This is a genomic window from Roseovarius sp. B-10 (assembly GCF_056859295.1).
The window spans coordinates 155,864-180,380 of sequence record NZ_JBSXOE010000034.1 but is presented as its reverse complement, the minus strand read 5'-3'; the positions used below and the strand labels follow the sequence as shown (position 1 = coordinate 180,380).

The 24,517-nt window shown below is 65.9% G+C and carries 22 protein-coding genes and 2 pseudogenes; 10 read left to right on the top strand and 14 right to left on the bottom strand.

Annotated features, from left to right (window positions below; genetic code table 11):
• Window position 1: 1 nt before the first annotated feature.
• The 13 genes and pseudogenes from AC13D8_RS11985 to AC13D8_RS11925 form a co-directional block, all read right to left on the bottom strand.
• On the bottom strand, window positions 2–490 hold the full coding sequence (locus tag AC13D8_RS11985) for a hypothetical protein (RefSeq protein ID WP_104018955.1): 489 nt from the start codon (window positions 488–490) through the stop codon (window positions 2–4).
• 126 nt (window positions 491–616) lie between these two features.
• Window positions 617–1,465 carry an ABC transporter permease gene (locus AC13D8_RS11980; RefSeq protein ID WP_482969031.1) on the bottom strand — a complete coding sequence of 283 codons (849 nt, stop codon included), beginning with the start codon at window positions 1,463–1,465 and terminating at the stop codon, window positions 617–619.
• A 3-nt stretch (window positions 1,466–1,468) separates the two neighbouring features.
• Window positions 1,469–2,326, bottom strand: coding sequence for an ABC transporter permease (locus tag AC13D8_RS11975; protein WP_104018953.1), 858 nt, complete (start codon window positions 2,324–2,326; stop codon window positions 1,469–1,471).
• Entirely contained in the window at window positions 2,326–3,417 is a 1,092-nt protein-coding gene (locus tag AC13D8_RS11970; RefSeq protein ID WP_129431867.1) for an ABC transporter ATP-binding protein, read from the bottom strand. Before AC13D8_RS11970 ends, AC13D8_RS11975 begins: the two co-directional genes overlap by 1 nt.
• A gap of 58 nt (window positions 3,418–3,475) precedes the next feature.
• Complete coding sequence (locus tag AC13D8_RS11965; RefSeq protein ID WP_482969030.1) at window positions 3,476–4,540, bottom strand: extracellular solute-binding protein; 1,065 nt, start codon at window positions 4,538–4,540, stop codon at window positions 3,476–3,478.
• Window positions 4,541–4,758: 218 nt separating this feature from the next.
• Window positions 4,759–5,060, bottom strand: a pseudogene (locus AC13D8_RS11960) (DDE-type integrase/transposase/recombinase); the annotation flags it as partial.
• 126 nt (window positions 5,061–5,186) lie between these two features.
• On the bottom strand, window positions 5,187–7,100 hold the full coding sequence (locus tag AC13D8_RS11955; protein ID WP_482969029.1) for a heavy metal translocating P-type ATPase: 1,914 nt from the start codon (window positions 7,098–7,100) through the stop codon (window positions 5,187–5,189).
• Window positions 7,097–8,092 carry an FAD:protein FMN transferase gene (locus AC13D8_RS11950; RefSeq protein ID WP_482969028.1) on the bottom strand — a complete coding sequence of 332 codons (996 nt, stop codon included), beginning with the start codon at window positions 8,090–8,092 and terminating at the stop codon, window positions 7,097–7,099. Before AC13D8_RS11950 ends, AC13D8_RS11955 begins: the two co-directional genes overlap by 4 nt.
• Entirely contained in the window at window positions 8,073–10,280 is a 2,208-nt protein-coding gene (locus AC13D8_RS11945) for a PepSY domain-containing protein (protein WP_482969027.1), read from the bottom strand. The genes AC13D8_RS11950 and AC13D8_RS11945 overlap by 20 nt, the downstream gene beginning before the upstream one ends.
• Window positions 10,281–10,291: 11 nt before the next feature.
• Window positions 10,292–10,762 carry a DUF2271 domain-containing protein gene (locus AC13D8_RS11940; protein WP_482969026.1) on the bottom strand — a complete coding sequence of 157 codons (471 nt, stop codon included), beginning with the start codon at window positions 10,760–10,762 and terminating at the stop codon, window positions 10,292–10,294.
• A 37-nt stretch (window positions 10,763–10,799) separates the two neighbouring features.
• Complete coding sequence (locus tag AC13D8_RS11935) at window positions 10,800–11,138, bottom strand: hypothetical protein (RefSeq protein WP_482969025.1); 339 nt, start codon at window positions 11,136–11,138, stop codon at window positions 10,800–10,802.
• A gap of 181 nt (window positions 11,139–11,319) precedes the next feature.
• On the bottom strand, window positions 11,320–12,459 hold the full coding sequence (locus AC13D8_RS11930) for a ferredoxin reductase family protein (RefSeq protein WP_482969024.1): 1,140 nt from the start codon (window positions 12,457–12,459) through the stop codon (window positions 11,320–11,322).
• Window positions 12,460–12,670: 211 nt separating this feature from the next.
• A complete protein-coding gene (locus tag AC13D8_RS11925; RefSeq protein WP_482969023.1) occupies window positions 12,671–12,994 on the bottom strand; it encodes a PepSY domain-containing protein in 324 nt (107 codons plus the stop codon).
• A 145-nt stretch (window positions 12,995–13,139) separates the two neighbouring features.
• On the opposite strand from AC13D8_RS11925, the gene AC13D8_RS11920 reads away from it, so the two are divergent.
• Window positions 13,140–13,799 carry a response regulator transcription factor gene (locus AC13D8_RS11920; protein ID WP_482969022.1) on the top strand — a complete coding sequence of 220 codons (660 nt, stop codon included), beginning with the start codon at window positions 13,140–13,142 and terminating at the stop codon, window positions 13,797–13,799.
• Window positions 13,796–15,145 (top strand): ATP-binding protein, encoded by a 1,350-nt coding sequence (locus AC13D8_RS11915; protein ID WP_482969021.1) that lies wholly within the window; start codon window positions 13,796–13,798, stop codon window positions 15,143–15,145. The genes AC13D8_RS11920 and AC13D8_RS11915 overlap by 4 nt, the downstream gene beginning before the upstream one ends.
• Before the next feature lie 38 nt (window positions 15,146–15,183).
• On the opposite strand, the gene AC13D8_RS11910 is transcribed toward AC13D8_RS11915, so the two are convergent.
• The gene (locus AC13D8_RS11910) at window positions 15,184–15,891 is read right to left on the bottom strand and encodes an IS6 family transposase (protein WP_482969020.1); all 708 of its coding nucleotides are present in this window, start codon (window positions 15,889–15,891) and stop codon (window positions 15,184–15,186) included.
• Window positions 15,892–15,946: 55 nt separating this feature from the next.
• Here AC13D8_RS11910 and AC13D8_RS11905 point away from each other — a divergent pair.
• From AC13D8_RS11905 to AC13D8_RS11870, 8 genes and pseudogenes are all read left to right on the top strand, one after another.
• Window positions 15,947–16,201 (top strand): annotated as a pseudogene (locus AC13D8_RS11905) (integrase core domain-containing protein); the annotation flags it as partial.
• A gap of 281 nt (window positions 16,202–16,482) precedes the next feature.
• Window positions 16,483–17,628, top strand: a complete 1,146-nt coding sequence (locus AC13D8_RS11900; protein WP_482969019.1) for an MHYT domain-containing protein — start codon at window positions 16,483–16,485, stop codon at window positions 17,626–17,628.
• A 164-nt stretch (window positions 17,629–17,792) separates the two neighbouring features.
• Window positions 17,793–18,647, top strand: coding sequence for an FAD binding domain-containing protein (locus AC13D8_RS11895; RefSeq protein WP_482969018.1), 855 nt, complete (start codon window positions 17,793–17,795; stop codon window positions 18,645–18,647).
• A gap of 11 nt (window positions 18,648–18,658) precedes the next feature.
• A complete protein-coding gene (locus AC13D8_RS11890) occupies window positions 18,659–19,153 on the top strand; it encodes a (2Fe-2S)-binding protein (protein ID WP_482969017.1) in 495 nt (164 codons plus the stop codon).
• A complete protein-coding gene (locus AC13D8_RS11885; protein ID WP_482969016.1) occupies window positions 19,150–21,570 on the top strand; it encodes an aerobic carbon-monoxide dehydrogenase large subunit in 2,421 nt (806 codons plus the stop codon). Before AC13D8_RS11890 ends, AC13D8_RS11885 begins: the two co-directional genes overlap by 4 nt.
• Before the next feature lie 46 nt (window positions 21,571–21,616).
• A complete protein-coding gene (locus tag AC13D8_RS11880; RefSeq protein ID WP_482969015.1) occupies window positions 21,617–22,495 on the top strand; it encodes an AAA family ATPase in 879 nt (292 codons plus the stop codon).
• Window positions 22,492–23,682 carry a vWA domain-containing protein gene (locus AC13D8_RS11875; protein ID WP_482969014.1) on the top strand — a complete coding sequence of 397 codons (1,191 nt, stop codon included), beginning with the start codon at window positions 22,492–22,494 and terminating at the stop codon, window positions 23,680–23,682. Before AC13D8_RS11880 ends, AC13D8_RS11875 begins: the two co-directional genes overlap by 4 nt.
• Window positions 23,679–24,506 (top strand): XdhC family protein, encoded by an 828-nt coding sequence (locus tag AC13D8_RS11870; RefSeq protein WP_482969013.1) that lies wholly within the window; start codon window positions 23,679–23,681, stop codon window positions 24,504–24,506. The genes AC13D8_RS11875 and AC13D8_RS11870 overlap by 4 nt, the downstream gene beginning before the upstream one ends.
• Window positions 24,507–24,517 lie beyond the last annotated feature (11 nt).

Below are 24,517 nucleotides of genomic sequence, written 5' to 3'. Positions count from 1 at the left end.
ATCAGCCGTCCTCGCGCCGTGCGATCCGTTCCTGCATCAGTTCGGCAATGAGCCGCGCCGGCGTGCCGGGGGTGACGCCCCCCACGCCCACGCGCCGCCCGATGCGCCACCACAGGCCCGGCTCCCAGACAAAGGATCCGCCCTTGCGCAGCGTCAGGGTAAAGCCGTTGGAGGGCTTGAACGCAAAGGCCCCGCGTGCCACCGCCACCACGTCGTCCATCCGCGCCAGCACGCGGCCGTCGCTGCTGGTGAGCGCGTCACGTTCCAGCACCAGCCACGCCGCCGTCGCGCGCCACATTCGCCGCGCGAGCCACAGCGCGCCCAACCCCATCGCCACCAACGCCACCTGCCATTGCGGCGTGAGGGTCTGGCTCAGCGCGACCCACAGCAGCATCAGCCCCAGCGCGCCCACCGAGCCCACGCCAATCGCGCGCCGCCCCGGCGAGGCTGCGAGAACCAGGCTGCGCTCAGCGTCATCTTGATCGGTCATGCGTTGGCCCCTGCCCTCATTGTCCTGCCGCGTCCCTTACCGCATGTTGCGCGAAAGGGCACCCGCTTTCGCACGGGCTTTCCGAAGGCGTCACAGACCGATGGCGGACCTTAATGACCGGAAACTTTATCGGCGTTGGAACAAGATCACCAAAAGCGCCAATAATGACGATCCCAACATCAATAGAAGGGAAACCGCGTTGAGAAGTGGCGTGGAGCCTTCCTTCAGGCGGTCGAACATGGCGATGGTAAGTGGCGCATCCGATCCGACCAGCATGAGCGTGGTGTTGAAGTTCTCAAAGCTCATCAGGAAGGCCACCACCGCCGCACCGACCACGGCTGGCATCAGGAAGGGAATGGTGATCGTGCGCACAGCCGTCAGGCGCGTGGCACCGAGATTCAGGGCGGCGTCTTCCAGCGTGCGGTCGAATTTCTGCAAGCGGGCGGTGATGACCAGCGTCGCGATCGTGGTGATGAATGAAAACTGTCCAAGAATGACCAGGAGCAAGCCGGGCCGCAGGGCCTGGATGTCCATCTGCGCGACGTTCCATATCCCGTTTGCGAGCGTCGAGGAAAACACGAGGATCGAAATACCCAGAACGATACCGGGGATGACCAGGGGCAGCAGCATGAGCACGTAGAGCGCGCTCTTGCCGCGGAAATCATAGCGATTGAACAGAAACGCGTTCGAGGTTCCGACACTTACAGACAGGATCGCGACGCAGATCGCGACGAAGGCAGACGTGCCCACCGCGCGCAGGATGCCGCGTTCGTGGAAGACTCCGATCTGGGGAAGCTCGTCACCGAAGAACCAGTTCCAGGTGAAGCCTTCCCACGGGAGCGACGGGAATTGGCTGTCGTTGAAAGCAAAGACCGCGACGACGGTCAGGGGCAGCGCAAGATAAAGGAAGAACAGCAGCACGTAGCCGCCGTAGATCAGGCGAAAACTCCGGGATCGGGGAATGGTCGGGATCATGGCTTACCCCATCGTTTCTTGCAGGGTGCGGCCCGTCAGGCGCAATACACCCCAGACAATGACCGAAGACAGCACCAGCAGCATGAAGCCGAACGCCGCGCCAAGCTCCCAGTTCGAGCGGACGATGAACTGGTTGTAGATCATCTCGGTGAACCAGAGGCTGTCCTTGCCGCCCAGCATGGTCGGCGTAAGGTAATTTCCCAGTGACAGCATGAATACGACGATGCAGCCAGAGACGATCCCCGGCATGGCATGGGGGATGATGATCTCGCGCAGGACCGACAACCCGTTGCCTCCGAGATCGTAGCCTGCCTCGACCACGCTGTCGTCGAGGCTTTCAAGCGTCGTGACCAGCGGCACCACCATGAACAGCATGGACGTATAGACGAGGCCCACCATCATGGCCGCATCGTTATACAACATCTCTACCGGTTGATCGGCCAGACCGACCCATTGCAGCAGGCTGGAGATCAGGCCGGTCTCCCGCAGAAGGATCATCCACCCGAAGGTGCGCACCAGTTCCGAGACGTAGAAGGGGATCAGGCACAGCATGAACAGCACCTGCTGCAACCGGCCCCGCGCCATCTTGGCGATGTAATAGGCCACCGGAAAGGCGATCAGCAGGGTAATGGCCGTGGCAAGGACAGACATCACCGCCGTCCGCCAGAAGGTTCTCAGGTAGAGTGGCTCCGTCAGTGCCTTGTCATATTGCGTCAGGCTGGTTTCGTAGACGCCGAAGCTGATGCGTTCGCGCAGCGAAATCAGCAGCATGTCGATATGTGGAATGACGATCAAAAGCCCGAGCCACAGGACAAGCGGCGTCAGCAACAGGACGAATCCGATCCGGGCGTGAGAGCGCATCAGACCGCCCCGGCAAAGCACGTCGCCTGTGCCGCGCCCCATCCGACATGCACCGTGTCGCCGCGTTCCAGATTGGCGAATTCGCCGGTCTGGGGCAGCGTGACCTCGAGCGTTTCGCCGACGTCATTGTCGACCAGAACGCGGGACGCCGCGCCATTGAATAGGGTGCTTGTCACGGTGCCCTTCATGCGGTTGTCGAAATGGGACAAGGCCTCGGCGCTGGCCGCCAGGTGAATCGCCTCCGGCCGGACAAAGATTTCCGCGGTGTCGCCCCTGGACAGAGTCCCCGACCCGGTCGCGCGCACTGCAAGGCCGGTATCGGTTCGTATCTCCAGCACCGCACCGTCGACCCGGTCTATTCGACCCTTCCAGCGGTTCGCTTCTCCGATGAAGCCGGCGACGAAAGGCGTGTCGGGACGGTAATAGAGATCCTGGCCCGTGCCGACCTGCTCGAACCGTCCGGCATTCATCACGGCAATCTGGTCGGACATCACCAGCGCTTCGGACTGGTCGTGTGTGATGTAAACGAAGGTTGTGTCGAAGGCAGCCTGAAGCGCCTTCAGTTCGATCTTCATATGTTCGCGCAGTTTCAGGTCCAGTGCGCCCAAAGGTTCGTCAAGCAGCAGCACATCAGGTTCCAGCACCATGCAGCGGGCGATGGCGACACGCTGTTTTTGCCCGCCGGACAGTTCGTCCACCTTGCGCGCGCCGATGCCCGGTAGGCCGATGCGGTCCAGTGCTTCGTCAACCTTGCGGGCGATCCGGTCCCTGGCCATCCCCTGTCGCCGCAGCCCGTATCCGATATTTTCCGCGATGGTCATCATGGGAAAGAGTGCGAGGTGCTGGAACACCATGTTCACCGGCCGCTTGTTCGGCGGCGTGTCCAGAACCGTCTCGCCCTTGATCCGGATGTCACCCGAGGTGGGGTCGAGGAACCCCGCGATCATTCGCATGATCGTCGTCTTGCCACAGCCGGATGGTCCGAGAATCGAGAAGAAACTGCCCGGCGGTACGGAAAAGGAGACGTTGTCGACGGCGGTCGTCTCGCCAAAGCGTCTCACCAGGTCGACGCATTCAAGATCGGGGGTCATGCAGGGGCCCGTAGATATGGCGGCACCCTGTAACAGGGTGCCGCGTTTTGATGGGCGATCAGTTCGCGGCCTGAACGCGGTCCAGAACTCCACCTTCGATGGCTTCCAGACCGGTCGGAACCGGCGGATACCATTTGATGTTATCGACCGCTTCCGGTGGGAAGCTGGCCTGGTACTTGGCCTTCAGCGCATCCTCGGCGAATTCATCGGCCCCTGCGGATGCGGTGAAGTTGCCCGCTACCGAAGTGATTTTCGCCGCGATTTCCGGCTGCATCACGAAGTTGATCCACGCATAGGCCGCCTCGTCGGACTGGCCCTTGGACGGCAGAACGAAGGTGTCGATCCAGCCCAGCGCGCCCGAGGCCGGCGCAACGAAGGTGATGTCGGCGTTGTCCTCGTTCAGCTTCCAGCCGCCCGTGTCCCACGCCATCGACGCCGTGACTTCGCCGGAACGCACGAGATTCATGAGTTCGTCGCCACCACTCCAGTAGGTCTTCACGTTGGCCTTGCACTCGGTCAGCTTGGCTTCGACCTTTTCCATGATCTCCTTGTACCTGGCCTCGTCTCCATACGCGGCAAAGGGGTCTTCACCCATTGCGAATGCAAAGCCGATCAGCGTCGGACGCTTCAGCCGGTAGGAGACCTTGCCCGCCAGTGCCGGATCGCACAGATCGGTGTAGTCCTTGACCACGCCACCCGCCTCGGCCGTGTTGATCACCAGACCGGAGGTGCCCCAGACATGCGGCACGCCGTAAACATCGCCGTTCACCGTGGTGTTCGCCATCGTGGCTTTCAGCATCGAGGGAATGAAAAGCGACTCGTCAATCTTCGACATGTCGATGGGCTTGTAGATGCCGAATTCCATCTGCGGCCCCATGACACGGTCCTGCGAGGGCTGAGCCAGGTCAAAGCCGCCACCGCCGGTCGCGCGCAGCTTGGCAATCATCTCTTCGTTGTTGGACTTGGTCACCTCGACCGTGTGGCCGGTCTGTTCTTCAAACATCTCAACGACTTCGTCGGGTGCGTAGCCGCCCCAGGTCAGGAGTCGAAGCGTATCTGCCGAGGCCGCCTGCGTCAGGCCCAGAACGGCCAGGCAGGTTGTCGTGAGCAATGTCTTGTCCATGGTCTTCCTCTCTGATGGATGGATCGTTTTCGTGCAGGATGGTCAGCATTCACCGAATGGTCAAACTCTTTCGGGAGCTGGCGTGTTATCTCCGAGTTTCTTAACATCTTCTTGAACAACCTTTGCCTGTTCGCCGGTTTTCACGGCCAGCGGCACGCGGCAACGTCATCAGGGTCGGAAGTTCGGTAACGGAAGGAACCGCACCGGGTTCGTCCGAGCAGGCCGTTGGATTGCGGGCTGGCCACTGGCGTTAAGTGCGGTTCGAGGCCGAGCCGGCGGGGAAAGATGCGGGTTTGCGTCGCGGTGTAGGCGCTGCCATGGTCCGACAAGACCTCGATGACCTCTGGCACGCGGTAGGTGTCAAAGCGCTTCTCGACGGTCTCCAGCTGCATGTCGCGCACGTCTGATCCGCTATCCCGGCATTGGCGACAGCGCGCCAGGCGATGATCTCGCGGTCATGGGCATCGATCAGGAACGCGGCCCGAATGACATCCCCATTCCAGCAGGTGAATTCCGGCCCAACCAAGCTCGCAGTTGAAACGAGGCCGTCATTCGCCCCGAGACCAGCAGCGCGCAACCAGCCGATGCGTTGGACCATGTGGACTTCGGAATGGGAGCGCCTGCTCATCTGAAGGAGCCTTTTGAACTATGCGGCGGTAGATTTGGGCCGCGGCAGGCGGCTCGCTGTTGCATCGGCCGGGCTGCCCGCGGCCTGGCTTGTCTGTCCCGGCACGATCCTGAGCGCCCGCAGTGCGTTCAGGATGACGGCAACGTCGATCACCTCCTGCAAGAGCGCGCCCTGCACGGGCGTCAGATATCCGAAGGAGGCGGCGATCATGCCAAGGACCGAGAGACCGATCCCGGCCGCGACGCTCTCTAGCGCGATGCGTCTCGAACGCTGAGCGACCTCGATCCCCGGCAACAGGCGATCAAGGTGATCCACCAGCAGCACGACATCCGCCGCCTCCGCCGAAGCCGCCGCTCCGCGCGCGCCCATGGCGACGCCGATGTCAGCGGCGGCCAGCGCGGGCGCGTCGTTGACGCCATCGCCGACCATCATCACCGGGCCGTTCTTGTGCTCCGTGAGAACCAGAAGCACTTTCTGATCGGGCGTCAGATCGGCCCGCACCGCGTCGAGCGCCAGCCCCTCCGTCACGGCCTCGGCGACGGCGCGGCGGTCGCCGGTCGCCAGCAGGATGCGAGCGATCCCCAGCCTGCGCAGTCCTGCAAGCAGGCCGGCCGTGCCAGCGCGCAGCGCGTCGGCCATGACGAGATGACCCATCAGCTTGCCGTCCACGGCAAGTGACACGACCACCGATCCCGCCTCGATGACCGCGCCTTCAGGGTCGGCAACACCGGCCTGCGCAGCAACGAAGCCAGCGCCCCCCACGACTACGCTTCGTCCATCGACGGTTCCCGCGACGCCTTCGCCGGGCGCCTCGACGACGTTCCGGGGAACCGGCAACGCGGTGCCGCGCGCTTGCGCCGCCGCGACGATGGCCTGGGCGATCGGATGTTTCGACGCCTGGTCGAGGGCTGCCGCGAAATACAGCATCTCGTCGTCGGACATGTCGCCATACCGGTTGATCGACACGATCTGTGGTCGCCCGCCCGTCAGCGTGCCGGTCTTGTCCAGGATCAGCGTCTTGATTCGGGCCAGCGCCTCGAGCGGCTTCGCCCCCTTGATCAGCACCCCGAAATGCGCCGCCCGCGACAGCCCGGCCACCAGCGCTACCGGCACGGCGAGGATCAGCGGACAGGGTGTCGCGACCACGAGAACCGCAACTGCGCGGATCGGATCTCCGGTGAACCACCAGGCCGCTGTCGCCAGCGCGAGCGTGACGGCCAGGAACAGCAGCGACCAGCGATCGGCCAGCCGTGCCATCGGCGCCTTGGACTTCTGCGCCGCCTCGACCAGCCTGACGATCCCGGCATAGGTGCTGTCGGTGGCCCGTAGGGTGACGCGAAGATCGAAAGCCTCGCCCGCATTGGTAGAGCCGCTCATAACGTCCTGCCCGTGTTCCAGCCGGACGGGCATCGACTCGCCCGTCAGCGCGGACTGGTCCAGCATCGCGCGCGCGCTCTCGACCGTTCCGTCCACGGGCGCCACGTCGCCGTGCCGGACCAAGAGCAGGTCGCCCGGCGCGATGTCATCCAGTGGCACTTCATCCAGCGCGCCGTTCCGGTGGCGGGTGGCGGTGCGGGGCACGCGGGACAAGAGATCGCTCATCTCGCGCCGGGCGCGACCCTGCGCGAAGCTTTCCAGGAAGGTACCGCCCGAGTACATCAACGCGACCACCGCGGCCGCAAGCGTCTCTCCGAATAGAAGTGCTGCCGACATCGACAGCGCCGCCACGATGTCGAGCCCGACCTCGCCCTTCGAGAGGCTGCGCACGATCTCGACGCTGAGGGCCGCAAGGACTGGGACGACACCTGCCGTCCACGCGATCATGGCAAAATCCGGCTGCGCCACCAGCCAAAATGCAAGACCGGACACCAGACCGAGCAAGGCCAAGCCCAACAGGGCAACGTTCAGGCGGTCATGAAACGAGGATGTCATCTGGTGCAATTCCCGGCGTCAGCCTCGCGCCCGGGGACTGGACGGGTCTCGAACAGCCGTCCCACTCGCGTTTCGCGAAGCAGAGTGCCCTCACGCTCGATGAAGAGGGCACTCAAATTGCTTCTACGCGCCAATTGCCCGCCCTCCAAGCTTCCTTTCACCATGAACGCCGTCGCCCAGGCGTCAGCCTCGGCACATGTCTTTGCCACCACCGTGACCGAGGCGGGCGACGCGAGCATGGGCGCACCGCGGTTCGGGTCCATGGTGTGTGACAGGCGGCGGCCTCGAACCTCGATCCAGTGGCGATAGTCTCCCGAGGTCGCCACGGAGGCGTCCTGAAGTGCCAGGATGGAATGGGGCGCGCGGCGACCCTCGTCCGGGGCCTCGACCGCGATGCTCCAGGCCTCGCCGTCTGGCCGAAGCCCGAGCGCGCGCATTTCGCCGTCGATGCCGACGAGGGCGTCACCGATGCCATGCGCTGCGAGCGTCTCGGCCATTCGGTCGACGCCATACCCTTTCGCGATGCCGTTCACGTCCAGTGCGACCGGTGACGTCTTTCGGACAAGACCGTTGCCCGCGTCGATCTCCAGCGCGTCATGCGTGGGCACCCGGTCGGTCCTCATCGCGGCGCGGATATGGTCGGGGGTCGCCGCAAGCGGCCCAAAACCCCAGGCCGTCACCGCGTCGCCCATGCCGATATCGAACGCCCCGGCAGAGGCACGCCCGATCTCGAGGCCGAGCCGCAGAACCTGCCCGAGCCGATCCGGCACCGCCACCCACGCGCCCACCGGTGCCGCGTTCAGCCGCATGAGGTCGCTGTCGGGCTTCCAGGTGGACATCTGCGCGTCCACCTCATCGACGGCGGCCTGTAGCGCTGCGCGAACCGGCTCCTGATCGAAACCCGCTTGCGCGAAGAAAAGCGCAGACCAGCGCGTGCCCATGGTCGAGCCGTTCAGGGCGTGGCGCATCGGTTCAGTAGACATCTTCGACATAGCGTCCCTCGGCTTTCAACACTGCGGGCGAGAGCCCGGTGGGAGCAAGGATTTCAGCCAGCGCTTCGGCGACGCCCGCAGCCATGTCGCGCCCACCGCAGACCATCACCCGCGCGCCATCCCTGATCAGCCGGGCCACTTCGACAGCCTCGCCGCGCAGCGCGTCCTGAACGTAGTGCGGGTGCGCCCCGCGCGAGACGGCGGTGACAAGCCGGGCCAGACGACCGTCGTCTTGCCAGATGGGCATCTCTTCACCGTAGAGGAAGTCGCTGTCCATGTGACGCATTCCGAAAAAGAGGTGGATGGGCCGGTGCCGGGTGTTACCGCGCACGAACCCGGCCAGAGGACCGATCCCGGTTCCAGCGCCGATCAGGATCAGTGGCGCACGGCCTTTTCCCGGCTGGAAGCCCGGATTGCGACGCAGGAAGGCGGTGACGGTCTGCCCGGGTTCCAGCGCGGTCAGTTGGCCGGAACACAATCCGCCTGGCTGTTTTTTCACCACGATCTCTACGAAGCCGTCGCGGCGCGCGGAGGCGAGTGAGTAGAGGCGCGGCACGGGCGATCCCTCGGGCAGAATGCCGATCAGGTCGCCCGCGGTGAAGCGCGCGAAGCCCGCCCCTCGCAGCCGCTGCCAGAGGGTGGCGTTCGGAAGGGCAAAGCGCAGGATTGCGGTCGGGGCCTGCACTTCGGCGCCGTAGTCGCGACGCGAGATCAACGTGAGCGTCTCGGTCGTGGGCAGACCCGGCTGATGGGCCAGCTCGAGGTCGATGCCCAGCACCTGTCCGAGGGTGCGGCCCCAGCGCGCGAAGTCCTGCGGTGACTGGCGGTCGATGGTGCCCAGCGGCAGAAGCTCGGACCAGCCCTTTGCACGGGCAGCCTCGGACACGGCCTTGGCGAAGGCGCAATAGGCCGGAAAGCTGCGATCGCCGAAGCCGAGAACGGCAAGGGCGGCCTCGGGGGCGCGGTCGAGGTTCGCAAGGCGGTCCATGAAACCCTTGGCCGAAGCCGGTGCATCGCCGTTGCCATAGGTCGCGGCCAGCACAATGATCCGTTCGGCGCGGGTGTAGCGGTCCGGCGTGAAGGTCGACATCGGGGCTGCGTGCACGCTCTGCCCGGCGCGGCTCAGCGCGGCGTGAAGTGCCGCGGCGAAGCCCCAGGTGCTGCCACCCTCGCTGCCGACGAACAGGATCGTTTCGGCCCGACCGGCGGCCTGGTTGCCCCGAATGCGCGGACGACCGCGCCGCCCGGCGAGCCATATGAGCACGCCCGTTCCGCCCATCACGGGCACGCCGAGCGCCATGATCCCCAGCACCAGCCCGAGAGTCGCGGCACCTTGACCCGTATGCAGCATATAGATGGTCTCGAAAACGTGCTCCCACCCTGTCAGGTCAGACCAGCCCAGGAGAGCCCCGGTGCCCTGATCAAGATAGCCGGAGCCCCGATCCGTCCTTAGCGTGAAGACGTCGGTCGCGTCACCGGGATAGGGAAAGCTGAGTTCGCGCAGGTCCGCGATGAGTGTGTCGCCGAGCGTTGGCATCATCATGAGCGCCACGCCCGTCTCGCCGCTGACCTCGACAGCAAGGGCCGGTGCGGTGCCGCCGCTGGGGAGCAGATCGAAGGTCGAGGCCGTCATCCACAATGCAGTGGTGGAAGACAGGACAAGGCCAACGACCGCGACCCGCGCGATTTCAACGTGCAACCGCCCGGCAAGCGGCCCGCGAAGTGCTGCGAACCAGTGGCGCCAACCGCCCGCGCGCCGCACAACCAGCTTCCCGCCGCTGAACGAAAGGACCAGCATCGCCACAGCGCCCACGGCCATGGCGATGCGGCCCCCGTCGCCGAGGAACAGCGACCGGTGCAGTTTGGTCAGCCAGCGTTGCGTCTGGTTCGGGTCGGCGGAGGCCACGCCCTGGCCAGTGGCAGGGTCGATCACGGCGGCACCCGGTGCACCCTGATCGAACCAGTAGGCGGTGATCCGTCCCGAGGGTGCGCGGCGGATCTGCTCGACGCCCGGATAGACGGCCTGAATGCGCGTCGCCAGCGCAGCGACAGTCAGGCCCGTCGCTGCTTGCGGCGCCGTCAGACGCTCGGCCGCCGGGAAGACCGACAGGGCCGCGCCGCTGAGCGTCAGCACCGTGATGAGAGCCAGGGCCAGAAGACCCGGCCAGCGATGAAGAGCACGGATCATGGCAAGTCACCTCACATGTCGTAGGCAAAGCTGGCGACATAGCGACGCCCGGTGGTGGCCATGCCCGCGCCGGTCGTCGTCAGCGGCACCGCGACCTCTCCCGGGCTGTCGCGCATGTCCTCGACGGCGGCGTCGATGTGCAGGGTGTAGCCCGCGTCGAACAGCGCATCGGCGAGGTCGAGCGTGATCTCGAGGCTGCGACCCGCGCCCACGCTTGCGCCCGTGATGCCGTTGACCTGTGCGGTGTCGCCGCCGGTTGCGCGGTACCAGTCGGTCAGGTGCTCGTAGTATTTCGACTTGGTCCCGGCCATCCAGAGGCTGCCCATGTAGGCACCCGAGGCGTCGGTGACGTAGAGCGCGAGATAGGCGCCGTCGCCACCGTAGGAGTTCAGAGTGGTGGTCAACGTCACCGGGCGCGCGATGGCGAAGCCGGGAAGTGTCAACGCCGTGGTCAGCGCAAGTGTCGCAAGAAGCGATTTCATCGGTTTGGTCCTTGTGTGCGAGATGCGTGGAAGAGGCTCAGTTCACCTTGACCTGCGGTGGGGCGCCGTTTCCGAAAAGCCCGTTCTGCGGTGGGGCAACGGTGCCGGCGGGCGCGGGATTGCGGGCGCTGCCGCGACAGTCGTCGTCATCATCGTCGTCGCAGTCATCGTCGTCGTCATCATCGTCGTCGTCATCGTCGTCGTCATCGTCACCACTGGCGAGGATGAGGGGCAACGACTGTGCCGCGTCCTGATAGAGCGCCGCGAAGGGCCGAGGGCTTTCATCGGCGACGGCGTTCATCGCACTCCAGGTGGTCGTGCCGATCACGGCGGTCAGCGCGGTGGAGGTGACAAGAAGGGTGAGGGTCTTTCGCATGGGAGGGTCTCCTTTTCGTTTGATGAGACCGATGTGCAGACCCGACCTGAGGCCTTCCTGACGGTGCGGCGATTCCCGCTTCAGCTTGCCGTCAGGAAGAAAAACGCCCCGCCGATCTGGCGGGGCGGAAAGCTGGGCACGGGGGCCGCATGACGCGCGTGCCGAACCGGCGCACTGCGCGTCAGGCGAACTCGAAATGCTCGAAGCGGACACGTCGCGGTGTCTGGCCCCGTGCCTTCAGCCCCTTCAGGATCCCGTCTTTCAGCCCCTTCGGGCCACAGAACCACAGATCGGCATCGCGGATCGCGAACGGTGCCATCTCGGTCAGACGCTCGGCCGTCAGGCGCCCTTCGCGCGCGGTTGCGACCAGCTGATAGCTGAACCTCGGGTTGCGCGCCGCTGCCGCTTGCAAGGTTTCCACTCCGATCGCCTCTTCTGGTGTCCGGACACAATGAACAAGGTGAATGGTTCGCCGCTCTGCCTCGGTCAGGCTTTCCGCCCACGCCAGGAACGGCGTGATGCCGATGCCGCCCGCTAGCCAGATCTGGCGCGCGCCACCCTTGCGGAAGTCGAACCGGCCACCATAGGGGCCCTCGACCTGCACGCGCATCCCGGTCCGAAGGGCGTCAGACAGGCGCCGGGTCCAGCCACCGAGCCCCTTGATCGACAGGGTCAGCGCACCATCCGGGCGTGGGGCGCTGGCAATCGTGAACGGGTGCGGTTCGGAAAAACCCGCATCCGGCACGCAGAAGAAGACGAACTGCCCCGGTCGCCAGCGCATGGTCCGCCCCTTGGGGCTGAGCGTCACCGCCGTGGTGTCATCGTGTCGGCTGATATCGCTGACCGTGAACTCCCTGCGCCGCAGGCGCGGTGCGACAAATTCGGTGTAGACCCAAGCGATCACCCCAACGATACCGAAAGTGTTCAGCATCACAGACAGCGACGGATCAACCCCGGTCGGCATGTCGACGAAGAACTGGTGAAACACGATGATTGCGAACAGGACGCCCATGAACCGATGGCTGAACCGCCATAACTGATAGGGAATCTCCAGTGGCATGAATGGCACTCGTCGGAACCAGCTGATCGCGATCAGCACGAGCAACGCGTTGAAGGCGACCTCGCCTGCCTCCTCGGCCAGCTCCCCCAGCCCGGTCTCGCGCACCGTCCGCTCGAAATCGGGCTCGATCTGTTGGTGCAGGATCATCAGGACCATCGCGGAGATGCCCAGCCACATGTGGACCCGGTACATGCGGTCAAGCCCGCCGAACAACGGCTCCAGCAGACGCTGGCGTGCGGCGAGGATCAGGGTCTGCGCCATCGCGACAACCGCCGCGGCGCCGACGGCAATCCCGAGGGCTGCATCCGAACCATAGGACGCATACGTGGTAAAGCCCAGTAGCCCCGCCAGAACGCAGAGCGGGGCGACCAGCAAGGGGCCAGACAGATTGAGGAGGTTGCCAAGTGCTGTGGTCCAGGGAACGCCCGACCGGACTGGCCCCAGGCCGCCATTCCTGGCGGGCTGCGCCAGATCAGTCATCGTTTCGTTCCTGCCGGTCCCGGCGGGGGCGATCGTCCTTGTCCTCGTCATCCTCGTATTCGAACTCGATAACGTCCAGCGTGGCGGGATGAACCGTCACCTCGATCAGGCGCCCCTCGGCATCGCGACCGTCGATCTCGTAACAGCCGTCGTCGATCTTGATGCGGCGCACCGTCCAGCCGTTGTCTTCGGCGAGGCGCTGAACGGCGTCCCTCGGTTGCCAGTCCGCCATCGGCACGAAGCAGTCGTCATCCGCAAGCGCCACTCCAGCCGGAAAGACCGCGAGGAAGCCGAGAATTGTCAATATCTTCTTCATGGGGCAAACTCCTGTTGGCACGCCTCTTGATGCAACACATGCGCGGCGAAGCTGACAGGAGCCTGAAGCTCGGGGCCCGGCGGTGTCAGCTTTGCGTCAGCCTGACAGATCATGACAGGGTCATCGGAAAAGGAACGGGACCAACATGCGCATCCTGCTGATCGAGGACGACACGGTTCTGGGCGCCGCCATACGCGACCAGATCGCAGGCGACGGGCAGTCGGTCGATTGGGTCACCCGGCTGGATGCGGCAGGGGATGCCATGGCCGGCGCCACCTACGATCTCGTGTTGCTCGACCTGATGCTGCCCGATGGTCGCGGCATCGGCTTCCTGAAGGCCCTGCGCGCGCGCGGCGACGTGACGCCCGTGATCATCCTGACCGCGCTCGACCAGGTGTCGGGCCGGATCGAAGGCTTGAATGCCGGGGCCGACGACTACCTCGTGAAGCCGTTCGACCTGTCGGAATTGTCGGCGCGCATCGGCTCGGTCGCCCGGCGCTACACTGGCAATCCGAACCCGATCGTCAGCCATGGCGCACTGAACATCGACCTTGCAGCCCGCAGCATCCACCGCGAGGGCAAGCCGATCGCGCTGACCGCACGCGAATGGGCGCTGTTCGAGGCGTTCCTGACCCGCCCCGGGCAGCTTTTGTCAAAGACGCAGCTGGAAGAGAAGCTCTACGCCTTCGACACCGAGGTGGAGAGCAACACCATCGAGGTCCATGTCAGCCGCCTGCGCAAGAAGCTGGGGCCCCAGATCATCGAGACCGAGCGCGGCATGGGCTACCGCTTGGGCAAGCCATGAGGCTGCCGCGCAGCCTTCAGGCCCGGCTCGGACTGTTGCTCGGCATTCTGTTGACCGTGCTGTGGATCGCTGCCGCCTCCGTGACGGCTTTGATCCTGCGCGGCGAGATGGACGAGGTCTTCGACTCCGCGCTGCAGGAAACCGCGCAGCGCCTGTTGCCGCTGGCTGTCGTGGATATCGTCGGGCGCGAAGAGGATGGCATCACGCAGCGGCTTGGCACGATCCGCGAGCATGACGAGCTCTTCACCTACATCGTGCGGGACGCCGATGGTCGCATCCTGCTTCGGTCGCACGCTACGGACGTGGCGATTTTTCCGGACTATGACGGCCCGGGCTTCCATCAGACCGCAACCCATCGGCTTTACAACGAAGACGCGCTGCAGGGGACCGTCAGGATCACGGTGGCCGAGCCGCTTGAGCACCGCGCGTCCGTCGCGCGCGAGATACAGATGGGTCTGGGGCTGCCCCTGCTGATCGTGGTGCCCCTGGCGCTGCTGTCCATAGTTTTCGCCGTAAAGGCGAGCCTCGCACCCCTGCGGCGCTTCGGCGAACGACTGGATGCGCGCAATGCCCGGGACCTGTCACCGGTTCCAGACGATGACATCCCGTCCGAGATCACTCCTGTGGCTGCCACCCTGAACAGGCTGCTCGACCGGCTGAAGGCCGTCTTTGATGCCGAACGGAGCTTTGCCGCGAACGCCGCGCATGAACTTCGCACGCCTTTGGCCGGCGCCATCGCGCAGGCCCAGCGCCTGCAGTCGGAAACGCGCGACCATGCCGCCCGGGCGCGGGCGGCCGACATCGAAGGCACTCTCAAGCGACTGACCCGGTTGTCCGAACATCTCATGCAGCTCACACGCGCCGAAGGCGGACAGCTTCGCCTTGACCTGTGCTCGGATCTCAGGATCGTCGCGCAGCTGGTGGTCGAGGATGTTGCCCGAACGGGAGCGCCGGGTCGCATCGCGTTGAAACTGCCGGAGACGCCGGTCATGTCGGACCTAGACCCCGACGCCTTCGGCATTCTGTGTCGAAACCTCGTGGAGAACGCTCTGCGTCATGGCTCGGACGCCGCCCCGGTCGACGTGACCTTGACGCCGGATGGCCGGTTGATCGTCGCAAACGACGGGCCCGTCCTGCCACCTGAAACTCTGGATCGGCTCACAGCCCGCTTCGAGCGCGCGGGCGCAAGTGCAGATGGCAGCGGGCTGGGCCTCGCGATCGTCGCCGCCATAGCCGATCGCATCGAAAGCCCTCTTGTCCTCAGATCACCGCGTCCCGGCACGTCCTCGGGGTTCGAGGCGTCCGTCAGGTTGCCTGTAGGCGATGCCAAGGTGCTGTCAGACTAATGCGACGCGGTCTCCGCAAGTGCAGGCAAGCTGACCCTTCAGGCCGCGAAAAGGTCGCGCCGCTCGGCGAGGGCGGCGGCACGGTTCCGCTTGAAGATCGAGCGGAAGGAGAGGCTGCGTTCCTGGTTGAAGTGGTTGTGAACCGTGGCATGAACGGAGGCGAATTTCTGCAGACATCGCATTTGCCGGAAGCGCTGCATCGCCCGCTCCCGTCTTCGGAATGGCAAGTGTGAATTCTCGGCGCGGTTGTTCGTCCACCGCCCCATCTCGCGATCGTCGCCCCGCCCCATCTCCTTCAGGGCGGCACCGTAGCAGCGGAGACGATCCGTCACCACGTCCACGGGTCGACCGTGCCGCTTCATCGATTTCCTGAGGAATTTCAACGCCGAAGCCTTGTCCCGTGTAACCGTGACAAAGCTCTCCAGAACCTCCCCCTCGTGGTCAATGGCCCGCCACAGGTAGTGCTGCTTACCGTAGATCTTCACGAACATCTCGTCCAGATGCCAGCGCGACCGGCTCGACCGCATGCCCTGCACCCGGCGCTTCCGGATCTCGGCCGCGAACATCGGCCCGAACCTGTTCCACCAGTACCGCACCGTCTCGTGGCTCACCTCTACACCCCGCTCGTGCAACAGGTCCTCCACGTTCCGAGGCGACAGAGGGAAGCGAATATACATCATCACCGTGAGGCGGATGATCTCGGGTGACGTCTTGAAATATCGGAACGGGCTGCGCTTCTGGGTCATCGCCGCAGACTACGCGCGCCCTGCCCCGCTCAAGCCGGTTTCCTCTGACACCTCCATCTCGATGGATGGGAAAGGCCGGTTCCTCGACAACATCTTCATCGAGCGGCTATGGCGGACGCTGAAATACGAATGCGTCTACCTGCATGCCTAAGAGACCGGATCAGAAGCCAAGGCCGGAATCCGGAAAGGGATGACCTTCTACAATCACCAACGCCAGCACTCAGCCCTTGGCGTCAGACCGCCAGCCATGGTCCATTGGCTAGGAAAAAACGAAACCAAACCCGATCAGCAGGTGCAAAGAGTAGCGTAATTTACGCCAGATCCTGTCCAAGGGATGGCGAGTAGCTCACCCGCGACCTGCGGTCTCGAGCGCATTCTCGACCAACATGCACTGAGCGACGGCGCGTGCGCAGTCGAATACTGCCACATTAGGCGCTAACTTGCGAGCGGCTTCATGGCCTTCTCCGGGCCTTTCGAGCCAGCGTCAACGACCGTGCCGAAGCCGCGCCGTTCACAACGGAAGGGACGGATCACAAAAATGTCGACTGGAAATTCGGCCCGCGGTGGTATTCTATTGTTCGCGGAGCTTTCTTGGGAGGGAGGGCCCGAGACATCGTCGCCTATTCACACGATCCGCTGCTGGTCATCGCCTCGCTCGCCGTCGCGCTGATGGCGGGGTTCACCGGGCTGACGCTGACGCGCGGGGCCTCGGCCCTGCCCGCAGGGCGGCGGCAGTTGGTCGTCGCAATGTCGGCCTTCGCGCTTGGCGGCGGCATCTGGTCTATGCATTTCGTGGCAATGCTCGGGCTCGAGCTGCCGATCCTGTTCTATTACGACGCGCTGACCACCATGATCTCGGCGCTGATCGCGATCCTGATCGTGGGGCTGGCGTTGCTGCTAATGCATTTCGGGCGGCGTACGCGCCCGCGCATCGTCATGGCGGGCGTACTGGTGGGGCTGGGCATTCCGGCGATGCACTACACCGGCATGTCGGGGATGGAGCTGTGCCGCCCGGTCTATTCGATGGGCGGCATCGCCGCGGCGGTGGGGTTGTCGGTGGCACTGGCGGTGGCCGCGTTCTGGATGGCCTATGTCAGGCGCGACACCCGCAGCATCGTGTTCGGCACGCTGGGTTTCGGCGTGGCGGTATTCGCCGTGCATTTTACGGCGATGGCGGGCACGCAGTTCACCATCGTCGAGCAGGCGGGTGCGGACGGGCCGCGCATCAGCAACGACACGCTCGCCTTCGGGGTTACGCTGGCGGTGTTCCTGATCTCGGGCGCGTTTCTCATGACCGGGGCGACCGTCGCCGCGCTCAAGGACGGGCAGACGGGTGCCGACATACCCGTCCCCGCCGCCACCGGGCCGGAGGCACTGGAGAGCGCGCCCGCGCCTGCCTCTGGCGACGCCCGCATCCCCTACGAGAAGGACGGGCGCATCCATTTCGTCGAGGCGCGGATGGTGGCGGCGATCCGGGCGGAGGGCCATTACACCGTGATCTATTTCGGCGCACAGCGTGCCCTTTCGCCGTGGTCGATGTCCGAGATCGAGCGGCGGTTGCCGGGCACGGGCATGATCCGCACCCATCGCAGCTATATCGTCAACCCGCTCCACGTCTCGGGTTTCGAGCGCAAGAAGGACACCGGCGTGGTGTTCTTCGAGGGCGGCGGGGCCATCGCCAAGGCACCGGTCAGCCGCTCGCGCCTGTCGGCGGTGCGTGCGATGTTCGGGGTCTGAGCGGGGCAGATTGCGATTTTCTGCGGGTGCATACGCCGTTCGTGCGCCATCGTCGCATTTGGTGAAGACGAGCGCGACATCCGTGCGCCCCCGCTCGCCCCCGCCTCCTGCCCTGATCCAGCCTGACCTGCATGGGCCGACACGGCCCCGTCAGGGAGGACAAAATGATACCGTCAGCATTCGAGTATCACCGACCGCCCAGTGTGGCGGAGGCGATTCGCATCGTGTCCGAGCGTGGCGACGATGCGCGCGTCATCGCCGGTGGGCACAGCCTCATCCCGATGATGAAGCTGCGCATGGCCCATCTCGAGCACCTCGTCGATCTGCAGGACGTGGCCGAACTCAAGGAGCTCAGCATCGCGGACGGCATCGTCCGGATCGGCGCGATGGTCACGCAGCATGAACTTATCACGCACGAGGGGCTGGCGCAGGCTGTGCCGATCGTGCGCGAGGCCGCGCTGCTGATTGCCGATCCGCAAGTGCGCTACATGGGCACGATCGGCGGCAACCTCGCCAATGGCGACCCGGGCAACGACATGCCGGGGCTGATGCAATGCCTGGATGCGCGCTTTGCCCTCGAGGGGCCGGAGGGCAACCGCGAGGTCGCCGCGCGCGACTTCTACGAGGCTGCCTACATGACCGACCGCGCGGACGAGGAAATCCTCACGCGCATCACCTTTGCCGCCCCGACCGGAGGCTATGCCTACGAGAAACAGAAGCGCAAGATCGGGGATTACGCCACAGCCGCGGCGGCGGTGCTGATCAACGCGCAGGACGGGCGGGTGATCCGCGCCTCGGTGGCGATGACCAACCTCAGCGACGTGCCCGTCTGGTCCGAGGCCGCCGCCGACGCGCTGATCGGCACGGCCTGCGACGCGGCCGCCTGCGACGCGGCGGTGGCGGCGATGAGCGCCGAAATCGACCCGCAGGAGGATTCCCGCGGACCGATCGAATTCAAGCGCCACGTAGCCGGCACGATCCTGCGCCGCGCCATCGCGCGGGCATGGGCCCGCGCCTGAGGGAGGACAGCATGAGCGACAAGATGCACATAAAACTCACCGTGAACGGCGCGCCGCGAGAGGTGCTGGCCGAGCCGCGCGAACTCCTGATCCACGTGCTGCGCGAGCGGCTCGGGCTGACGGGGCCGCATATCGGCTGCGAGACGACCCATTGCGGCGTCTGCACCGTGGACATGAACGGCAAGTCGGTGAAATCCTGCACGGTTTTCGCCGCGCAGGCCGACGGGGCCGAGATCACCACCATCGAGGGTCTCGGCACGCCGGACGAGCTGCACGTGCTGCAGCGGATGTTCCACGAGCATCACGGGCTGCAATGCGGCTTTTGCACGCCGGGGATGATCACCCGCGCGCACCGCCTGCTCCAGGAGAACCCGGACCCGACCGAGGAGGAGGTGCGCTTTGGCATGGCCGGAAATCTCTGCCGGTGCACGGGATACCAGAACATCGTTCGCGCCATTCTTGCGGCGGCGGCGGAACTGAACGCAGCCAGGGAGGCGGCACAATGAACGACATGACTCCGGAGGGCCGCGAGGAACGCCGCGGCAAGCTCAAGGGCCTCGGCCATGCGCGCCGACGCGTAGAGGATGCCCGCTTCACCCAGGGCAAGGGCAATTACATCGACGACATCAACCTGCCGGGTATGCTGTTCGGCGATTTCGTCCGCTCGCCCCATGCCCATGCCAGGATCACGTCCATCGACGCCTCTGCCGCGTTGGAACTGCCCGGCGTGGTGGCTGTGCTGACGGCGGACGATCTGCGCCCGCTCGACCTGCACTGGATGCCCACCCTCGCGGGCGACAAGCAGATGGTGCTGGCCGACGGCAAGGTGCTGTTTCAGGGGCAGGAGGTGGCTTTTGTCGTGGCGCGCGACCGCTACGTCGCCGCCGACGCGGTCGATCTCGTCGAGGTCGAGTACGAGGAACTGCCGGTCATCACCGACCCGTTTGAATCGCTCCAGAGCGACGTTGTGTTGCGCGAGGACCTTGACCCCGAGGCACCCGGTTCCCACGGTCCCCGCCGCCATCACAACCACATCTTCCTGTGGGAGGAGGGCGACAAGGCGGCCACCGAACAGGCGATCGAAAGCTCGGAGGTGGTGGCCGAGGAGATGATCTATTACCACCGCACCCATCCCTGCCCGCTCGAGACCTGCGGCAGCGTCGCCTCGATGGACAAGGTCAACGGCAAACTCACCCTGTGGGGCACGTTCCAGGCACCGCATGTGGTACGTACCGTGGCGTCGATCCTGTCGGGCATCGAGGAGCACAACATCCGCGTGATCTCGCCCGATATCGGCGGCGGCTTTGGCAACAAGGTCGGGGTCTACCCAGGCTATGTCTGCTCGATCGTCGCCTCCATCGTTACAGGCAGCCCGGTGAAATGGGTCGAGGACCGGATGGAGAACCTGATGTCCACGGCCTTTGCCCGCGACTACTGGATGAAGGGCCGAATCAGCGCCACGAAGGACGGTCGGATCACCGCCCTGCACTGCCACGTCACCGCCGATCACGGCGCGTTCGACGCCTGCGCCGACCCGACGAAGTTTCCCGCCGGGTTCTTCCATATCTGCACCGGCAGCTATGATATCCCGGTGGCCTATGTCGCCGTGGACGGGGCCTATACCAACAAGGCACCGGGGGGCGTGGCGTATCGCTGTTCCTTCCGCGTGACCGAGGCCGCCTACATGATCGAGCGCATGATCGAGGTGCTGGCCATCGAACTGGGCATGGACGCGGCCGAATTGCGGGCCAGGAACTTCATCCGCGAGGACCAGTTTCCCTACCAGTCGGCACTGGGCTGGGAATACGATTCGGGCGACTATCACACCGCCTGGAACAAGGCGCTCGAGGCGGTGAATTACGAAGGGCTGCGTCGCGAGCAGGCCGAGCGGGTCGAGGCGTTCAAGCGCGGAGAGACGCGCAAGCTGCTGGGCATCGGCCTCACCCATTTCACCGAGATCGTGGGGGCGGGCCCGATGAAGAACTGCGACATCCTTGGGATGGGTATGTTCGACTCCTGCGAGATTCGCATCCACCCGACAGGATCGGCCATCGTGCGGCTGGGCACGATCAGCCAGGGCCAGGGCCACGCCACGACGTTTGCGCAAATCCTCGCGTCCGAGATCGGCATCTCCTCGGATTCGATCACCGTGGAGGAAGGCGACACCGACACCGCACCCTATGGGCTGGGCACCTATGGCTCGCGCTCCACGCCGGTGGCAGGGGCCGCCGCGGCGATGGCCGGGCGCAAGATCCGCGCCAAGGCGCAGATGATCGCCGCCTACCTGCTCGAGGTACACGAAGACGATCTGGAATGGGACGTGGACCGCTTTGCCGTCAAGGGCGCGCAGGAGCGCTTCAAGACCATGGCCGAGATCGCCTTTGCCTCCTACAATCAGGCGATCCCCGGCGTCGAGCCGGGGCTCGAGGCGGTCAGCTATTACGATCCGCCCAACATGACCTATCCGTTCGGTGCCTATATCTGCGTGATGGAGATCGACGTGGATACCGGCGAGCACGAGATCCGACAGTTCTACGCGCTCGACGATTGCGGCACGCGGATCAACCCGATGGTGATCGAGGGGCAGGTGCATGGCGGGCTGACCGAGGCACTCGCCATCGCGATGGGGCAGGAGATCGCCTATGACGAGCTCGGCAACATCAAGACGGCCACGCTGATGGACTTCTTCATGCCCACAAGCTGGGAGACGCCAACCTACACCACGGCCTTCACCGAGACGCCGAGCCCGCATCACCCGATCGGGGCCAAGGGTGTCGGCGAGAGCCCGAACGTGGGCGGGGTGCCGGCCTTCTCCAACGCGGTGCACGACGCCTTCCGCGCCTTCGGGCTGCGCCACAGCCACATGCCGCACGATCACTGGCGCATCTGGAAGGTGGCCCACGAGCTGGGCCTGCACGGATGATCGCAGTGGCTGACGGACCCGCGCTCAACGACCGGGGAGGTTTGACATGAACGACTGGCGCGCACTGCAGGACGGGCTTGCCGGGCAGGGATACATCGCCGCGCCCGACCTGGCGATGGCGCTGCACCTATCCATCTCTCTCGGGCGACCGCTGCTGCTCGAAGGGGCGGCCGGGGTGGGCAAGACCGAGGTCGCCCGCGCGCTCGCGGCGGCCGAGGGGACGCGGCTGATCCGGCTCCAGTGTTACGAGGGGCTGGACGCGGCGCACGCGATCTACGAGTGGAACTACCAGAAACAGCTCCTGGCGATCCGCGCCGCCGCCGAGGACGGGGAGACCGGAACGGCGGTGGAGCGGCGCATCTTTTCCGAGGAATTCCTGCTGGAGCGTCCGCTGCTGCAGGCCATACGCCAACCCGAGGCACCGGTGCTGCTCATTGACGAGATCGACCGCGCCGACGAGGAATTCGAGGCCTACCTGCTCGAGGTACTCTCGGATTTCCAGATCACGGTTCCCGAGCTCGGCACGATCGCGGCGCGCAGCATTCCCCGCGTGGTGTTGACCTCGAACGGCACGCGCGATCTCTCGGACGCGCTGCGCCGGCGCTGCATGTACGCGCACGTCGCCTATCCCGACCGCGAGACCGAGCTGGCCATCCTGCACGCCCGCGCGCCCGAGGTCGAGGCGCGGCTCGCGGCGCAGATCGTCGGCTTCGTGCAGGCGATTCGCCGGGAACGGCTCGAGAAGGTGCCGGGCGTGGCCGAGATGCTGAACTTCGCCGCCGCCGTGGCCGGGCTCGGGGTGGCCGATCTCAGCGCCGACCCGGCGGTGCTGCACGCCACGATGGCCACGCTTCTCAAGACCGAGGGCGACCGCGCGGCGATTCCGCCCGAGGTGGCCGCACGGCTGGTGGGCAGGGCGGCATGAGCCGCGTCGCCCGCTTTGCCGCGCGCGACCCGGGCGTGGCGGCGCGCATCACCGGGTTTCTTGCCCACCTGCGCGCGCATGGCTTCGGGTTAGGCGTCGCTGAGGCCGAGACGGCGCTGCGCGCGCTCGAGCATGTCAGCGCCGCCGATCCGGAAATGACGCGCCGCGCACTCAAGGCGGTGTGCGCGGGCTCTGCCGACGAGGTGACGCGCTTCGACGAGTTCTACGATGCCTTCTGGCTCAATGGCGGGCGGGTGCGCCTGCGGGTGACGGCCGACGCGACCTCCGCGCGCTCCGACCTTGTGCGCGCCCCGGGGGTGGACGACGACCGCGCGACAAGCACCGCCTCGGGCCGCGCCGAAAGCCCCGATGACGGCGGCGACGACGGCGAGACCGACGCCGAGGGCAGCGGGCGGCTTATCGCCTCGGGGCGACGCAACCTGATGACGACCGACCTGCGCGAGGTCGTCAGCCCCGCCGACGTGGCCGAGGCCGAGACGGTCGCCGAACGGCTGGGCCGGGCACTGCGCGACCACCGCTCGCGGCGGCGCAAGGCGGCACGCCGGGGCTGCACGATCGATCTGCGGCGCACCATCCGCAAGAGTCTCGGCACCGGCGGCGAGCCGCTGCGGCTGGAGCGGCGCACGCGCCCCGACCGTCCCGTGCGCATCACCGCGCTGTGCGACGTGTCGGGGTCGATGACAGTCTATGCGCGGCCCTTCCTCGCGTTTCTCTCGGGGCTGATGCGCGCCGATCCCGATACCGACGCCTATCTCTTTCATACCCGGCTGGTGCGGATCGCCGATGCCCTGCGCGAGACCGATGCGCTGCGGGCGCTCAACCGGCTGAGCCTGCTGGCCGATGGGTTCGGCGGCGGCTCGTGCATCGGCGCATCGCTCGATCACTTCTCGCGCAGTTATGCGCGGCGGCTGGTCAATGGGCGCACGGTGGTGCTGATCCTGTCGGACGGCTATGACAGCGCCGACCCCGAGGAGGTCGGGGCCGCGCTCGCCCGGATCAGGCGGCGCGGCTGCCGGATCATCTGGCTCAACCCGCTGAAGGGCTGGAAGGGCTACGAGCCGGTGGCGCGGGGCATGGCCGCGGCGCTGCCGCATCTCGACCTATTCGCACCGGCGACGACGCTCGCGGACCTCGCCGCGTTGGAGCCGGAGCTCGTACGCCTATGACCCTGTCGCGCCCTGCCGATACCGAACTCGAGGCCGAGATGGCGCGGCTGCGCGCCGCCGAAGTGCCCTTCGCGGTCGCCACGGTGGTGCGCACGCTGGCCGCCACCTCGGCCAAGCCCGGCGCCAAGGCGCTGATCGACGAGGCTGGCACGCTGCGCGCAGGCTGGCTGGGCGGGGGATGTGCGCGCTCGGCCATCGGATGCGCCGCACGCGCGGCGATCGCCGAGGGGCAGCCCCGGTTCGTCTCGATCCGGCCCGAGGAATTGCTGGAAGCCGGTGGCGTCACCGCCGGAGAGGAGCGCGAGGACGTGCATTTCGCGCGCAACGGGTGCCCGAGCAAGGGCTCGATGGACGTGTTCGTCGAGCCGGTCCTGCCGCCTCCGCGGCTGGTGATCTGCGGGAGCGGGCCGGTGGCGACCGCGCTTGCCCGCCTCGCGGACCGTTTCGGCTTTCACCGGATCGTCTGCGCGCCGGGGGCCCAAGCCTCCGCGCATCCGGACGCCGAGGAGGTGGTGGATGGTCACGCCCCCGACAGCGCAGTTCGCTTCTACGTCGTGGCCACGCAAGGCATGGGCGATGCCCCGGCGTTGCGAGCCGCGGTCGCGTCCGAGGCGGAATATGTGGCCTTCGTCGGCAGCCGGCGCAAGTTCGCCGCGCTGAGCGACCGTCTCGCCGCCGAGGGAGCGAACCGCGCCGCGCTTGCCCGGGTCCATGCGCCCGCCGGTCTCGACATCGCCGCGATCACCCCAGACGAGATCGCGCTCTCGATCCTGGCCGAGATCGTGGCCCAACGCCGGGCGGGCGAGCGCGCCTCGCCCGCCTGACCCGCCCCCGG